Source organism: Verrucosispora sp. WMMD573, assembly GCF_027497175.1.
In the GTDB taxonomy this organism is placed as follows: Bacteria; Actinomycetota; Actinomycetes; order Mycobacteriales; family Micromonosporaceae; genus Micromonospora.
This window is the reverse complement of sequence record NZ_CP114901.1, coordinates 5,463,456-5,478,037: the sequence shown is the minus strand read 5'-3', so window position 1 is coordinate 5,478,037 and position 14,582 is coordinate 5,463,456. Positions and strand designations below refer to the sequence as shown.

At 72.1% G+C, this 14,582-nt stretch carries 11 protein-coding genes and 1 pseudogene; 8 read left to right on the top strand and 4 right to left on the bottom strand.

The features are described 5' to 3' along the window. Nucleotides 1-29 precede the first annotated feature (29 nt). The 7 genes from O7601_RS24835 to O7601_RS24805 all read left to right on the top strand — a co-directional run bounded on the left by O7601_RS24835 (nt 30) and on the right by O7601_RS24805 (nt 9,656). Nucleotides 30-671 carry a hypothetical protein gene (locus O7601_RS24835; RefSeq protein ID WP_281563505.1) on the top strand — a complete coding sequence of 214 codons (642 nt, stop codon included), beginning with the start codon at nt 30-32 and terminating at the stop codon, nt 669-671. Between the two features lie 385 nt (nt 672-1,056). Continuing rightward, nucleotides 1,057-2,394: an aminotransferase class V-fold PLP-dependent enzyme gene (locus O7601_RS24830; protein ID WP_281563504.1), complete on the top strand. Its 1,338-nt coding sequence runs from the start codon at nt 1,057-1,059 to the stop codon at nt 2,392-2,394. After that, nucleotides 2,391-4,109, top strand: coding sequence for an ABC transporter substrate-binding protein (locus O7601_RS24825; RefSeq protein ID WP_281563503.1), 1,719 nt, complete (start codon nt 2,391-2,393; stop codon nt 4,107-4,109). The genes O7601_RS24830 and O7601_RS24825 overlap by 4 nt, the downstream gene beginning before the upstream one ends. Further along, nucleotides 4,106-5,326 (top strand): DUF885 family protein, encoded by a 1,221-nt coding sequence (locus O7601_RS24820; RefSeq protein ID WP_281563502.1) that lies wholly within the window; start codon nt 4,106-4,108, stop codon nt 5,324-5,326. Before O7601_RS24825 ends, O7601_RS24820 begins: the two co-directional genes overlap by 4 nt. A 49-nt stretch (nt 5,327-5,375) precedes the next feature. Continuing rightward, entirely contained in the window at nt 5,376-7,088 is a 1,713-nt protein-coding gene (locus O7601_RS24815) for an ABC transporter substrate-binding protein (RefSeq protein WP_281563501.1), read from the top strand. Continuing rightward, nucleotides 7,085-8,812, top strand: a complete 1,728-nt coding sequence (locus O7601_RS24810) for an ABC transporter substrate-binding protein (protein WP_281563500.1) — start codon at nt 7,085-7,087, stop codon at nt 8,810-8,812. Before O7601_RS24815 ends, O7601_RS24810 begins: the two co-directional genes overlap by 4 nt. A 52-nt stretch (nt 8,813-8,864) precedes the next feature. Continuing rightward, complete coding sequence (locus O7601_RS24805) at nt 8,865-9,656, top strand: hypothetical protein (RefSeq protein WP_281563499.1); 792 nt, start codon at nt 8,865-8,867, stop codon at nt 9,654-9,656. A 13-nt stretch (nt 9,657-9,669) separates the two neighbouring features. Here the strand turns inward: O7601_RS24805 and O7601_RS24800 are convergent, their stop codons facing one another. From O7601_RS24800 to O7601_RS24790, 3 genes are all read right to left on the bottom strand, one after another. After that, on the bottom strand, nt 9,670-11,046 hold the full coding sequence (locus O7601_RS24800; RefSeq protein WP_281563498.1) for a metallopeptidase TldD-related protein: 1,377 nt from the start codon (nt 11,044-11,046) through the stop codon (nt 9,670-9,672). Further along, nucleotides 11,043-12,548 carry a TldD/PmbA family protein gene (locus tag O7601_RS24795; protein WP_281563497.1) on the bottom strand — a complete coding sequence of 502 codons (1,506 nt, stop codon included), beginning with the start codon at nt 12,546-12,548 and terminating at the stop codon, nt 11,043-11,045. The genes O7601_RS24800 and O7601_RS24795 overlap by 4 nt, the downstream gene beginning before the upstream one ends. Before the next feature lie 72 nt (nt 12,549-12,620). Then, the gene (locus O7601_RS24790; RefSeq protein ID WP_281563496.1) at nt 12,621-13,253 is read right to left on the bottom strand and encodes a VOC family protein; all 633 of its coding nucleotides are present in this window, start codon (nt 13,251-13,253) and stop codon (nt 12,621-12,623) included. On the opposite strand from O7601_RS24790, the pseudogene O7601_RS24785 reads away from it, so the two are divergent. Further along, nucleotides 13,135-13,554, top strand: a pseudogene (locus O7601_RS24785) (WYL domain-containing protein); the annotation flags it as partial. The gene O7601_RS24790 and the pseudogene O7601_RS24785 sit on opposite strands and share 119 nt — an antisense overlap. 128 nt (nt 13,555-13,682) lie before the next feature. On the opposite strand, the gene O7601_RS24780 reads toward O7601_RS24785, so the two are convergent. Continuing rightward, nucleotides 13,683-14,402, bottom strand: a complete 720-nt coding sequence (locus tag O7601_RS24780) for a VOC family protein (RefSeq protein ID WP_281563495.1) — start codon at nt 14,400-14,402, stop codon at nt 13,683-13,685. Nucleotides 14,403-14,582 lie beyond the last annotated feature (180 nt).

Below are 14,582 nucleotides of genomic sequence, written 5' to 3'. Positions count from 1 at the left end.
GAAGGGAGAACGAGACGGTGAGCGGCTCGATGACCGTACCGCCCGTCGAGGTGGTGCGCAGCCTACCCGGCCCGGCCGGTTACATGTGCGGCCTGACCTGGGACGGTGCCTGGCTCTGGCACTCCGATCAGGACGCCGCGCGGATCTTTGCGATCGACCCGGCGGACGGCACGGTGCGCCGGTCCTTCGCGTACCCCGACGTGCGGGCCGATCTGGGGTACGCGGACGGGACGCTGTGCCAGATCGGTGGCCGGCCGAAGCGGATCCTGCTGATCGACCCGGCCAGCGGCGAGACCGTCGGCTCGAAGCCGGTGCGTCCCTCCAACGGCCGGGTGACCGGCATGGAGACGGGGCCGGAGGGGGTGTGGCTCTGCCTGCGCGCCCCTGCGGTGATCCAGCTGCGCGACTTCGAGACCATGACGGTGCAGCGCGAGTACCCGGTAACGGGAGCACCCTCGGGGCTCACCTACGCCGACGGCCACGTGCTCTACGCCGAGTTCGAGGACGGCCTGCTGCACGCGGTCGATGCGGAGTCGGGGCAGTTGCGGTCCACGGTGCGGGTGCCGGGGCACCCGACCGGGTTGGCCTGGGACGGCGCGGTGATCTGGTACTGCGACTTCGCCGACCGGCGGTTCAAGGCGGTACGGCTGTCGGACGTGCTCGGCGGTTGACCGGTCCGGTGGGGGCGGCGGTCCCGGCCGCCCCCACTCCGGCCGGCGCGACGTCAGGGCACCCGGTCGCGGGCGTCGAACTGTTCCTGCCGGTGGTCGCGGCCACCGCCGCCCCGGTCGTCGGCCGCGGCCGATCCTGTCCGGCAACGGCCGGAGCAAGTGCACGAGCAGCCGGGCACCGAGGCGGGCTCCATCCGTCGCGGTGCTTCGGCCACCGGCCAACCACCGGTGTGACACGCGATCATCACTTCTCCCTGCTCTGCGGGGGCGAGGCGCCGGGAAGGCCCGCACGCGGTCGATCGGGGCGGACAGCAGGACAGCCATTCACTTGAGAATCATATGGTAAATTCGCTGGCGGGTGCCAGCTCCTGACAGGAGGGACGCCATGCGCATCAGCGTTACCGACGAACCTGCGACCACGACGGCCTCCCGCACCGCCGGGCCGTCCACCCCGGCCGACCGCCTGCGCACCGCCTCCTTCCCGGAGCTGCGGTCGCTGTTCGCGATGGAGCCCGACGCCGTCCACCTCAACACCGGCACCATCGGCGTGATGCCGTACGAGGTGCTGGAGGTCAACGACCGGGTGACGCGGGAGTGGAACGGCGGACTACGCAATGTCTACCCGCCCGGCATGTACCCCGAGCACCGCGCCGCGATCGGCCGGGCGTTCGGCGTCGACCAGGACGAGATGGTGATCTGCCACAACGCCACCGAGGGGGTGGCCCGGGTCATCAACGGGCTCGACCTGCACGAGGGCGACGAGGTCATCACCACCAGCCACGAGTGCTACTCGGTGCTGTCCAACTTCAACCTGCTACGCAACCGGCACCGGATCACCCTCACCGTGCTTACCCCGCCGGTGGGTCCGGACGTCACCGCCGAGGAGATCGTCGACATGTTCGCCCGGGCGATCACCCCGCGGACGAAGGTGCTGGCGTTCGCGGCGATCACCCTCTTCACCGGCACCCGGATGCCCATGCGCCAGCTCTGCGACCTGGCCCAGCGGCACGGCCTGACCACCGTGGTCGACGGCGCGCTGCTACCCGGAATGTTCGACACCGACCTGCGGGCGCTCGGCCCCGACTTCGTCACCTGCTCCGGTTCGAAGTTCCAGTGCGGGCCGCTCGGCACCGGGCTGCTCTATGTCCGCAACAAGATTCACCCCGAACACAACCCGCTCCCGCTGCCGACGTTCTGGCCGATCATCTCCACCTGGTACCCGATGATGGGCGGCCCGCCGCCGCGCACGACCACCCGGGTGGAGAGCTACAACATGGGCGACTACCTGCAGAGCGCTGGCAGCGCCAGCATCGCCCGGGGCGCCGCGCTGGCCAAGGCGTGCGAGCTGTGGGACCGAATCGGCCGGGACCGGATCGAACGGCACGCGGTGGCGCTCGGCGACCACACCCGCGCGCGCATCGCCGAGCGGTTCGGCGTCGAATCCCTGTACTCCCCGGTGACCGACGCCCGGCTGACCGCGCCGGTGGTGGCCTTCAACCCGTTCCCCGACCCGGCCGACGGCTGGAACATCACCAAGGTCGCCCGCCTCGTCGACGAGTTGGAGAGCCGACACCGGATCTGGATCCGGTGGACCGAGTTCGACATCGCCGGCTCGCCGCACCAGCACTACGCCGCCCGGATCTGCACCCACCTCTACAACACCACCGAGGAGGTCGACGTCGCCGTCGACGCGATCGCGGACCTGGTGCGGGAGCTGTCATGACCGTCGCCCCCTACCGGCCGGAGCCGACGAACATCGGGCCACACCGCCGTGGCGGTGTGCTGCGGGTGGTCGTCCCCACCGGCGCCACCGCGTTCGACCCCAGCTGCGCCCCGGTGTCGGCGGCCCCGTTCGTTCGGCTGCACACCCGGCAGCTGGTCACCTGGCAGGTCGCCCGGGACGTACGGGACTGGCAGGCCGTCGCCCCCGTGCCCGACCTCGCACTGGAGGTCCCCTCGACGTGGAACGCCGGGCTCGGTGCCAGTCACCGCAGTTACGTGTTCCACCTGCGACCCGACGTCCGCTGGGACACCCCGGACCGGCGTCGGGTCACCGCGCACGACGTGGTCCGGGGCTTCAAGCGGATGTGCAACCCGGTGCGGCCCTCGCCGTCCCTGGCCTACTTCGCGAGCACGGTGCGCGGCCTGGCCACCTTCGCCACCGAGTGGGCGGCGGAGGCCGCCCACCAGGCCGGGGACGCCTCGACGCTTGCCGCGTACCAGAACGGGCACGAGATCCCCGGCGTCCTCGCGCTCGACGACGACACGCTCGTCATCGAACTCGCCCGGCCGGCGCTGGACTTCGTGCAGATGCTCGCCCTGCCCGCCGCGTCCGCGGTGCCCGTCGAGCACGACGCGTTCATCCCGGGCAGTCCCGAGGCCGCCGCTCAGCTGTGCGCCAACGGCCCGTACCGGGTCCGGCGACACCGGCCCGGCCAGTGGCTCGAACTGGTCCGCAACCCGGCCTGGGAGCCGGCCGCCGATCCGTACCGGCGGGCCGAGGCCGACCGGGTGGAGCTGCGCCTGAGCGACGGCACCGGCCGGGCCGACGTCGGGCCGGCCGGCGAGGGGGCGGAGGTGTCCGGCGCGCCTGCCGTCGGCGGGCTGCCGGCCGCCGAGCCGGTCGACGGTGACGGCGTGCTCGGCTGGGTGCTCGACCCGTACCTCGTGCTCAACCTGCTCGACCCGATCTGGGCCGACCCCCGGGTACGGCAGGCGGCGGCGCTCGCCGTGGACAAGGCCGCGGTGGCGGCCCTGTACCGGCGCCACCGGCCCGGCGTGCCGGTGCGGGTGGCCGGCTCGCTGATCCCGCCGGGCAACGTGGGTCACGGCACGACCGACCCGTACCCGACACCGGACGGCGCCGGTGACCCGGCGCGGGCCCGCGACCTGCTGGCCTCGGCACGCCGCGCCGACGGCCCACCCCTGATCCTGATCCACCCCCACTCCGGCCTCGGGCCCGAGGTGGCGCACGCCTGCACCACGAGCCTCATCCGGGCCGGCCTGCCGACCCGACCGGTGGGGCTTTCCGACGCCGCGTACGCCGAGGCGCTGCGCCGACCCGCCGCAGCCGGCGGGTGGCAACTCGCGGTGGCGTCCCGCGTGCCGGACTGGTTGGAGCACAACGGGCGGGTCTTCGTGCAGGCAATGCTGCAGGCGACCCCGGTGCCCGGCGGTGCCAACCACGGCGGCTACTCCTCGCCGGAGGTGGACGCCCTCATCGAGCGGGCGCTCGACGTGGCGGAGCCGTGGCAGGCCGAAGCCACCTGGCAGGCGGCGGCGGAGCGCGCGCTCGCCGACGTGGCGGTGGTGCCGATCCTGCACCGGGCGCCGGTCACCGCTCCGAGGCAACCGGACCTGGTCGACGAGGTGCGACCCCTGCCGCCGCAGGGGTACGCCGTGGACCTGACCGCGGTCCGCCCGGAGGTGGACCGGTGAATCCCCTCGTGCGCGACTACCTACTGCTCGGCCTGCGTCTGGGTCGGCTGGTGGACGGCCTGGTGGACTGCTACTACGGTGACCCCGCGCTACCCGACCAGGTCGCCGCCGAAGCACCGGCTGACCCTCGGGAGCTGTCCCGCCAGGCCACCCGGACGCTAGCCGCGCTGCCCGGCAGTGACCTCGATCCGGCCCGCCGCCAACACCTCACCGCCCAACTCGGCGCGCTGCGCGCGGTGGCCGACCGGGTCGCCGGCACCCCGATGTCGTTCCGGGACGAGGTGCGCGCCTATTTCGACGTCGAGGTGACCCGCACGGCGCCGGAGCGATACGCGGCGGTGCACGACGAGATGGACGCGCTGCTGCCCGGACCGGGGCCGCTGGTCGACCGGGTGGCGGAGTTCTACCGCTGCAACACCGTCCCTCCAGAACGGCTGCAGCGCTGCGTGCAGGCGGTATCGGACGCGTTGCGCGAGCGGACCAGGGACCGGTTCGGCCTGCCGGAGACCGAACGCGTCGAGTACACGGTGGTCCCGGACGCGCCGTGGAACGCCTACAACCGCTACCTGGGCGAGTTCCGCTCCGCCGTGGCGCTGAACGCGGCGAGCGGCCGGTCGGTGGCCGCGCTGCCGATCCTCGTGGCGCACGAGTCGTATCCCGGGCACCACACGGAGCACTGCCTCAAGGAGGCCGACCTGGTCCGGGGCAACGGCCAGGACGAGCACACCATCGCTCTGGTCGACACGCCCCGGTGCCTGGTCGCCGAGGGCATGGCCGAGGCGGCGGTGGACGCGGTGCTGGGCCCGGGCTGGGGGGAGTGGACCGCGCGCATCCTCGCCGGCGAGGGGGTCCACGTCGAAGGCGAGCGGGTGGAGCGGATGCGCGGTCTGGTCCTGCGTCTCATGCCGGCCCGGGTGGACGCCGCCCTGCTGCTGCACGACGAGGGTGGCCGCCGGGAGGAGGCAGTGGCATACCTGCGGCGGTGGATGCTGCTGCCGCCCGAACGTGCCGAGCAGATGTTCCGGTTTATCGCCGACCCGCTGTGGCGCGCGTACTCGGTGACCTACTCCGAGGGGGGCCGGCTGGTCGACGCCTGGCTGGCCGCCCGCGACCCGAGCACCAGCCTCGCCGACCGCTTCACGACGCTGCTGCGGGAGCCGCTGCTGCCCGCGCAGCTACGGGCGGATGTGGCGGGGGCGAGCCTCGTCCCCGGCTGAGCGACCCGGCAGCGGCAGTAGCGATCAGAACGGCGAAAGGTGTGTGTCGATGGACGGCGGCCAGCCCCGGTACGGGGGGACACTACGGCTCTACGGGCCCGGCAGCATGGATCATCTGGATCCTGCCTGCGCCTACTACATGCTCGGTGGGCAGATCATCCGGCTCTTCGCCCGCCAGCTCTTCACCTACCGGCCGGTGGCCGACCTGCGGGACCCGTCGGCGATCACGCCCGTGCCCGACGTCGCCGCGGCGGTTCCGACCCTCGCCAACGGCGGCATCAGCGCCGACCACACCCGCTACACCATCCGGTTGCGTCCCGGCGTGTACTGGGACACCGAACCGCCCCGTGAGGTGACCGCCGACGACTTCGTGCGCGGCTTCAAGCGGATGGCCAACCCGGTGCTGCGGGCCGGCGGGATCGGCTACTACACCAGCACCATCCGGGGGATGGCCGAGTACTGCGACGAGTATGCCGCCGCGATCACCTCGGCCGAACCGACCGCCGCCGACCTGGCCGCCTTCCAGAACAGCCACGAGATCCCCGGCGTCCGGGCCGCCGACGACCGGACGGTCGTGTTCGACCTGATCCGCCCGGCGGTGGACTTCCTGCACATCCTGGCGCTGCATTTCGCCTCCGCCGCCCCGGTCGAGTACGACGAGGTGCTGCCGGACAGCGCGGAGTTCCGGCGGCGGGTGCGCTCGAACGGGCCGTACCGGGTCACCCACTACGCGCACGGTGACTCGGTGCGGCTGGCCCGCAACCCGGTGTGGCGCAAGGAGTCCGACCCGGTGCGTCAGCAGTACCTGGACGGGGTCGAGGTGCGCATGGAGGTTGCCACTCCGCAGCAGGTCGGAGAGATGATCTCCTCCGGTCGTGCCGACCTGTCCTGGGCGTCACCGATCACCGAGCCGTACGACGTGCCGCCCACCGACCCCGGAAACGACCTCGGCTACGCGCTCAACCCGTATCTGGTGTTCAACATGCTCAGCCCGAACGCCGAGCGGGCGATCAGCAAGCTCAAGGTGCGCCAGGCCATCGCGTACGCCATCAACAAGGCGGCGATCGCCGAGATCTACCACGATCTCGAGGCCGGCACGGTGATGCTGCCCGGGCACACGGCGATCCCGCCGGGCAACGACGGGCACGTCGACTTCAACCTGTACCCGACCCCCGGCGACCGGGGCGACCCGGAGCGCTGCCGGGCGTTGCTGGCCGAGGCGGGCTACCCGGATGGACTCACCCTCACCGCCGTGCACCGGGACGTCGATGCCAACCCGGAGGTGGCCCGCTCCTACGCCACCGACCTGGAGAAAGGCGGGATCAGCGTCCGCCTGGTCGCGCTGGGCCACGCCGAGTACTACCAGTTTCTCCGCGACCCGGCGAACGCCCGGTCCGGTGCCTGGGACATCTCCGCGCCCTCGTGGACGCCGGACTGGTTCGGACCCAACGGACGCACCTACGTGCAGCCAATGTTCCAGACCAACCTGTCCCGCGGCACCAGCAACTACGGCGGCTACAGCAACCCGGAGGTCGACCGGCTGATCGAGGAGGCACTCGGCGCCACCGACCGGGCCCGGGCCACCGAGCTGTGGCACCAGGTCGACCTGCGGGTCATGCGGGACGCGGCGATCGTGCCGATCCTCGTACACGCCCCGACCATCCCACATCGCAAGGGCCGGCGGGTCCGCAACGCGATCGCCATGCCGACGGTCGACCGCTGGTTCGACCTGTCGAATCTCTGGCTGGAGGAGTCCGAATGACCACCGGAGGAGCACCGAGGGTCGCCGAGCAGACCTCCGAGGTGGCCGGTCCGCGCCGTGGCGGCATCCTCACCCTGGTCGGCGCTGGCGACGTCGACCACCTCGATCCGGCGCTGGCCTACCACACGGTGACCCGCGGGATCATCCGCGCGTACACCCGGCAGTTGGTCACCTACCCGGCCACCCGCGACCACCGGCGCGCCGGTGACCTGGTGCCGGATCTGGCTGTGGCGGCGGACGAGCCTTACGACGCCGAGGGTCGGCGCTACCGGTTCACGCTGCGCGACGGGCTGCGCTGGGACCTGCCCACCGGACCCCGACCGTTGACCGCCGCCGACGTGGTACGCGGAATCAAGCGACTGGCCCATCCGATGGCACCCAGCCCCGGCTTGCCCTATTACCTGAGCACCATCGAGGGCTTTGCCGCGTTCCGCGACGACCTGCTCACGTTGCCCCGTGAACTGGACCTGGTGGCGCCCTACCTGGAGGCCGCCGAGGTGCCGGGGCTGCGCGTGCTCGACGACCGGACGCTGGAGCTGACCACCTGCCGTCCCACGCCGGACTTCCTCAACATCCTGGCATTGCCGTTCGCCTCCCCGGCGCCGGAGGAGTACCTCTGGTTCGTGCCCGGCAGCCCTGAGCTGAACCAGCGGATCGGCTCCATCGGGCCGTACCGGGTCACCCGGTACCAGCCGGACCAGCGGATCACCCTGGAGCGCAGCCGGACCTGGGATCCGGCCACCGATCCGATCCGCCGGGCCCACGTGGACCGCATCGAGGTGCGGCAGGGGCTGGACGAGAAGACCTGCCACGACATGGTGATCGCCGGCGACGCCGACATGATGTGGGACATCCAGCCGCTGACCGAGCGGCTGCCGGAGATGTTCGCGGCCGAGGACCCCCGATTGGAGGTCTGCCCGGCCGGCCTGTTCAGCCCGTATCTGGTGATCAACGTGCTCAGCCCCAACCAGGGTGGGGCGCTGGGCCGCCGGGAGGTACGGGAGGCGTTGCAGTACGCCCTCGACAAGACCGCCGTCGCCGAGGTGTGGGGTGGGCCGCGGCTCAACGACATCGCCGAGCAGATCCTGCCGCCGCTGTGTCGCGCGCACCAGCCGTTCGCCCCTTATGCGGCCAACGGCGGCACCGGCGACCCGGACCGGGCCCGCCGGTTGCTCGCCGACGCCGGCTACCCGGACGGGATCACGCTCAAGCTTGTCTACCGCGACCGGGACATCCACCCGGAGACCGCACGGGTGGTCCGGGCGGCGTGTGCCCGTGCCGGCATCACCCTCGATCTGGTCCCGGCCGGCATCACCGAGCTGTTCGGCAGGTACCTGGGCCGGGCCGACGGGGCCCGGGAGGGGCGCTGGGACGTGGCGCTCTCCGGCTGGGAGCCGGACTGGCACGGCAACAACGCCCGGGTCTACCTCCAGGCCCTCTTCGACAGCTCCGACGTGTCGGAGAACGACGACTGGGGTTCCAACTTCGGCCACTACCACAACCCTGTCGTCAACGAGCGGATCGACGCCGCGCTGAGCTGCGCCGACGAGGCGACCGCCAACGAGCACTGGCGGGCCGCGGAGCGGGAGGTGCTGCGCGACTGCGCGGTCGTGCCGATCCTCTTCGCCCACCAGTACTGGCTGCGCGGGCACCGGGTGCGCAACTGGCTGCCGTACCCGGTACTCAACGGCGACCTGACAAACCTCTGGTTGGGGGAGGACTGACGCAGGGGCCCACCCGAAGAAGGCCGCCGCGGTACCTCGTCCGGGAGCATCGATGACAGGCGACAACCACGGGCTCACCGTACGTCTCGGGGCGCTGGCGCAGTCCCACTGCGATCGGGTGGCGGCGCGCGCGGGCGTGCCCGCCGTGCGGCTGAACCGGCTGGCCGCCGAGCCGCTGCGCGTCGACGAGGACTTCTGCCGCGAGGTGGCGGACCGCTACGAAGCCGCCCCGATGGTGACCGACCCGGCCGGCACGGCTCACGCGTACGTCCGGCTGGCCGAGGAGAACCTGCGACAGTTCCGGCTGATCGGCGAGGCGGGCATCCGGGTGCTGCCCTGGACCGGATCGGGACAGCCGTACCGGGACTCGCGGGACCTGGTCGCCCGGGTCCGCGCCAGCGGCCTGCTGCACGTGTTCCTCACCCGCCACGGGCACGGACCGGCCGGTGGCGGCGGCGACCATCCGCTGCGCGCCCCCGCCGGGGTCCGGGCCGCCGGGGAGGAACTGCTGCACAACGACATCTTCCGGGCCGTGCACGACGTGTTCGGTCACGTCCTGTTCGGCAACACCTTCGGGCCGCGGGGCGAGTTCCGGGCGACCCGCTGTCACCTGGCGATGTATCCGGTCGACCTGCACCCACTGGTCTTCGCCGAGTTGGTCGGCCAGCTCTGCTGGTTCTTCTACGGGCCGCACCTGCGCCGCCCGGACGGGACGCTGCCCCGGCGCGGCGAGCCCGGGTACCTGCCGCCGGCCCGGCGTCCGTACCCGCCGCAGAAACAACTCGCCTACGATCGCCGCACCCTGGACCGGTTCGCCGCCCTGTTCGGACCGGCGTCCACCTGAGCACGCTTGCGTCTCATGTCGCCGGGCTGACCGCCGACATGAGGAAGTCGGGCACCCGCAACGGCGGCATCACCATGCGGGTGAAGTAGTCACCCCACTCACGGGGCAGCGCCGGCACCGGCCGGCCGGCCTCGGTGGCGCGGCCCAGCAGCGACAGCGGGCTCTCGTTGAACCGGAAGTTGTGTACCGTGCCGACGATCTCGCCGTCCTGCACGAGGTGCACACCGTCGCGGGTCAGGCCGGTCAGCAGCAGCGACGCCGGATCGACGTCGCGCAGGTACCACAGCGAGGTGAGCAGCAGGCCGCGCCGGGTGGCGCGGACCATCTCGGGCAGCGACGGCCCGCCCGGCGCGCCCTCCAGCATCAGGTTGTCCACCATCGGGGTGAGCGGGCTACCGGTCTGCGCGGCGGTGTGCCGGGTCTGCACGAGCGCGGTCAGCACACCCTCGTCGATCCAGCTGGTCGGCCGCAGCGGCAGCCCGTTGTCGACCACCGCGGTGAGGTCGTCCGTGCCCCGGCTGACCGTGAACGGGGCGCAGGGCAACAGCGGATGGTCAGGGTCGCTGCGCAGCGTCAGCGGCAGCGTGGTGACGCGTTCGCCGACCGGCAGCCGGCCGTCCGGGCGGCTGAAGGCGGTGCGCCCGTCCAGGGCGCCGCGCGCCCCGGCGGCCAGGTAGAGGTGGAGCATCAGGTCGGCCACGCAGCTGGGGGTGAGCAGCACCTCGTAGCGGCCCGGCGGCAGTTCGACCCGGCGGCCGGGCCGCCCCAGCGTCGCGGACAGCTCACCGGTGAGTGCCGCCACGTCCAGCTTGGACAGGTCCGGCGCGGTGACGCCGGTCCAGGCCGAGGCGTCGGCCTCGTCCCGCATGCTCAGGTCGAACAGGCCGCTGGACTGGAGATGCCGCAGGCGGGTGCCGGTCGACGTGGCGAGGTAGGTGGTGACCACGCGGTGCTCGGCGTATCCGTACAGCTTTCGCCGGCCGGCCGCCGCGAAGGCGTCCCGGAGGCCGGGCAGCACGTCGCGGAACGCGTCGACCGAGGTGCCGCCGGGCGGCTCCGCCCAGGACGGCGTACGCCAGGGTGTGGGCAGCGTCGCGGCGTCGGCGGCGGGCGGCGCGTCGCGGGCGACCCGCTCGGCCGCGCGGACCAGGTCCGGCAGGGTGTCACCGAGCGTCCCGGCGTGGCCGACCAGCCCGACGTGTACGCCGGCGGCGCCCTGCCGCACCGCCACCGCTGTCACCCGGCGGGCCCGGACGCTGCCGTTCGTGGTCAGTGCGTTGCCTGCCCAGCGCACCTGCGTGGCGGCCGTCTCGTCGGCGATCAGCAGCAGCTCGTCGGCGTCGCGCCGGTGCCGCAGCGCCGCTTCCAGGGCGTCCTGGATTCCGCTCACCCGTCCCGCCCTCCGGTGTCGACGACGTCGATGCCGCGGAAGACCGCGGCGGGGCAGCCGTGGCTGGCCGCGCTCGCCTGTACCGGCTGCCCCTTGCCGCACATGTCGGCGCCGGAGAGCAGCCAGGTGCCCTGCCCACCCAGCCCGCACAGCGACGACCAGAACCCGGTGGTCTCGGCCTGGTACGCGGCACGGGACACCTGCCCGGTCAGCCGGCCGTGGCGGATGCGGTGCCAGCGCTGCGCGGTGAACTGAAACTGCCGTCGGCGCATGTCGATCGACCAGCTGTCCGAGCCGGCGAGGTAGAAGCCGTCCGTCACGCCGGCGATCAGGGCGGCGGTGTCCGGCCCGTCCGTCGCCGGGCGTAGCGACACGTTCGGCATCCGGGCCATCGGGGTGTGCCGGTACGACTCGGCGTACGCACAGCCAGAGGAACGAGGCAGTCCGGCCCGCGCGGCGGAGGCCCGGTCGTGCTGGAAGCCGACCAGGACTCCCGCCTCGATCAGCGGCCAGGACTGCGCGGCCACGCCCTCGTCGTCGAAGCCGACAGTGGCCAACCCGTGCTCGGTCGACCGGTCGGCGTCGACGGACATCAGCGGGGATCCGTACCGGAGTCGGCCGGCGGATTCGGGTGTGGCGAAGGTGCCGCCCGCGTACGACATCTCCTGGCCCAGGGCCCGGTCGTACTCGGTGGCGTGCCCGACCGACTCGTGGATGGTGAGCCAGAGCTGCGACGGGTCGATCACCAGGTCGTAGCGGCCGGGCCGCACCGGTGGGGCCTGCACCTTCTCGGCCAGCTGCGCCGGCAGTGCGGCGAGTTCAGCGGCCCAGTCCCAGCCCTCGCCGTGCAGGTACTCCCAGCCGCGGGCCACCGGCGGACCGACCGTCCGTAGCGTCTGCGTACCGCCGTCGCGGGGATGCCGGCCCACGGCCAGCACCTGCGGATGTACCCGGAGACGCTGCTGGGTGACGCTGGTACCGCCGAGATCGGCGTAGTACGTGTTTTCCTGAGTGGCGGTGGCGCGGGCGAGGACGTGCGTGACCGACTCGTGTGCCAGCAGCCCGGCGCACCAGTGGCTCAGCAGTTCCACCCGTTCGCTCTCCGGCACCTCGAAGGGGTTGATCCGGTGCGGCGAGGCCCAGGTCGCCGCCGCGTGGATCGGCTCGGGTACCAGTGCGATCGGCGTGTCGTCGACCTCGGCACAGGCCCGCGCCAGCGCCATGGCCTCGTCGCAGGCGCGCACCGCCGCGTCCGGCGTGAGTTCCGGTACGGCGGCGAAGCCCCACGCGCCGCGGTGTAGCACCCGTACCGCCAGGCCGATCTCGGTCTCCTCCTCGTTGGCCCGCAGCGCACCGTCGTGCACGACCGTGCGTCCGGAGCGGACCCGCTGCACCCGCAGCGCGGCGTACCGCGCGCCCCGCGCACGAGCTCGGGACAGGGCGGCGTCGGCCAGTCGGGCCAGCGGGAGGGCGAGGAAGGAATCGTCGATCTCGTCGGGCACACGAGCCTCCGCTCGCCGGGGTGCCGCCATCCGTGCCGAGAGCCATGGCGACCCGGGGGTTGCGTATGGAGGCTAGTGCGTTCGTGGGGGGCGGGACAGGGGCGGCGAAGCCGCCGGGCAGCGGACCAGGACCGGTGCGTCAGAACAGAGCAATCGGGAAGAACCTGGCGACCAACGGAAGGTTTTTAGGATGTAGCCGCTGAGGATGCATGACACGCGATGGCACGTGGTGGTGGCGCCGGTGCGCCCTCTCAGTTCGCGGTCGTACGTCTCCTGAGCGTCGCGCATCGCCTCGGCGTACTGCGGCTCGGTGAGCCGTCGCATCCCCACCTCGGGCGTGACGTCTTCGATCACCGCGCTGATCCACCAGATGTTGCCGAACCGGTCGCGTACCCGACCGGTCCGCTGGCCGAAGGCGTGGGTGGCGGCTCTAGTGAGCACGTGGGCTCCGGCGGCGACCGCGCGTTCGATCGTCGCGTCGGCGTCGGCGACGAACACCCGTAGTAGCGAGGGCATCGCCGGCCAGTCCGGTCGCTTGTCGAACGCGAGCAGAACGGTGTCGCCGACGCGGATCTCGGCGTGGCCGATGGTTCCGTCCTCCAGCGGTACCCGTCCCAACTCGGTGCCGTCGAACACCGCGGTGATGAAGTCCAGCAACTGTCCGGTGTCCGGCGTGACGATCCACGGCCGCGCGGCGGTCGCCAACCACGAGCGGCTTCGGTTCTCCTACCGCGACGAGGGCCGGCACGTCGAGCCGCAAGCCCTGGTGACGGCGGGCCGGCGCTGGTATCTGCTCGCCTTCGACCTCGGCCGCGACGACTGGCGGACCTTCCGGATGGACCAGATCACCAGGCTCGTCGCGACCGGTGCCCGAGCGGCCGCAAGAGAGGTACCCGGCCGGGATGTCGCCGCGTTCCTGGCCGATCAGACCATGCAGATGGCCCCGACATTCCCGGCCGACGTGGTGATACGCGCACCGGCCGCCCAGGTCATCGACCGCCTCGGCATGCCGCCGCCGGGCACCCTGACCGACAATCCCGACGGGACCTGCCGGTGGCTCGCGTCGGTGACCTACTCCCGAGGCCATCAGCGTTCGGACGTAGCCGAGATGGCGGAGGCGTTTCGTCTGGCGAGTCACCGCAGTGCCGCTGCGAGGTCGGTGGCGTTGTCGAACGCGGATGCCGCCCTCTCAGCTTCGTCTTCCGTGAGCGTGACGGACTTGGCGCGGGTCAGCATCTCGGCCGCAGTTGTTGGATCGTGCAGCACCATCGCGAGTTCGGCGCGGTAGACCAGGACCTCTACCTGCTCGACGGGGTCGTCGTTGGCGTGCTGGCGGGCCAATGCGCTGTCGAGGATCCGTACGGCCTGTCCGGCGTTTCCTCTGGAATCGGCCTGGACCACGGCATTCGCCAGGGCCTTGGCCAGCCGCCCGGTAGGCGTGCTGGCCGGTATGGGTGCGGTGGTGGTGTCCCGGAAGACGCGGATCCAGTTGCCGCCCGGGTCGATGACGCTGAACCCACCCAACCCGTCGGTGTTCTTCCGCGCCCGAGGCCGGGTCATCCGCGGCGTACCGGACACCAGGACCTTGCCGTAGGCGGCGCGCATGCCGGCGGCGAACGCCGAGTGCAGTCCCTCGATGTCCGTGGTGAGGACGAGGCAGGAGCCGTAGGACTGCTCCGGGTCGAACCCGGCGATCTCGAAGAACTGCAGATGCAGGTCTTCCCGCTGCACCCCCACACACGCGTTGGGCTTGCGCTGCTTGTAGGTGGTGCGGAAACCGAGAACTCCGTAGAAGGCCTCGATGTCGTCGATGGATGCGCACGGCAGCAGGGGAACGGTCCGCTCGTTGGTCATGCCTTCTTCCTAGACGTCGCAGGGGGTCCACCGCCCATGGAAATAGCCGATCATCGCCGTCGGCCATCCGATCGGCGGATGGCTGAGAACGCAATGTCGCCGCGCCGGGCCATCGGTTGAGCCCAAGCCTTGGCGCAATGGGCGAGTGATCGTGTGCTGCTGACCGGCTGCTTCGATGAG

Excerpts from the sequence above, each read along its gene's own strand:
- O7601_RS24805 (WP_281563499.1), top strand. The coding sequence starts at position 8,865 with ATGACAGGCGACAACCACGGGCTCACCGTACGTCTCGGGGCGCTGGCG.
- O7601_RS24815 (WP_281563501.1), top strand. The coding sequence starts at position 5,376 with ATGGACGGCGGCCAGCCCCGGTACGGGGGGACACTACGGCTCTACGGG.
- O7601_RS24830 (WP_281563504.1), top strand. The coding sequence starts at position 1,057 with ATGCGCATCAGCGTTACCGACGAACCTGCGACCACGACGGCCTCCCGC.
- O7601_RS24810 (WP_281563500.1), top strand. The coding sequence starts at position 7,085 with ATGACCACCGGAGGAGCACCGAGGGTCGCCGAGCAGACCTCCGAGGTG.
- O7601_RS24835 (WP_281563505.1), top strand. The coding sequence starts at position 30 with ATGACCGTACCGCCCGTCGAGGTGGTGCGCAGCCTACCCGGCCCGGCC.
- O7601_RS24780 (WP_281563495.1), bottom strand. The coding sequence starts at position 14,402 with ATGACCAACGAGCGGACCGTTCCCCTGCTGCCGTGCGCATCCATCGAC.
- O7601_RS24825 (WP_281563503.1), top strand. The coding sequence starts at position 2,391 with ATGACCGTCGCCCCCTACCGGCCGGAGCCGACGAACATCGGGCCACAC.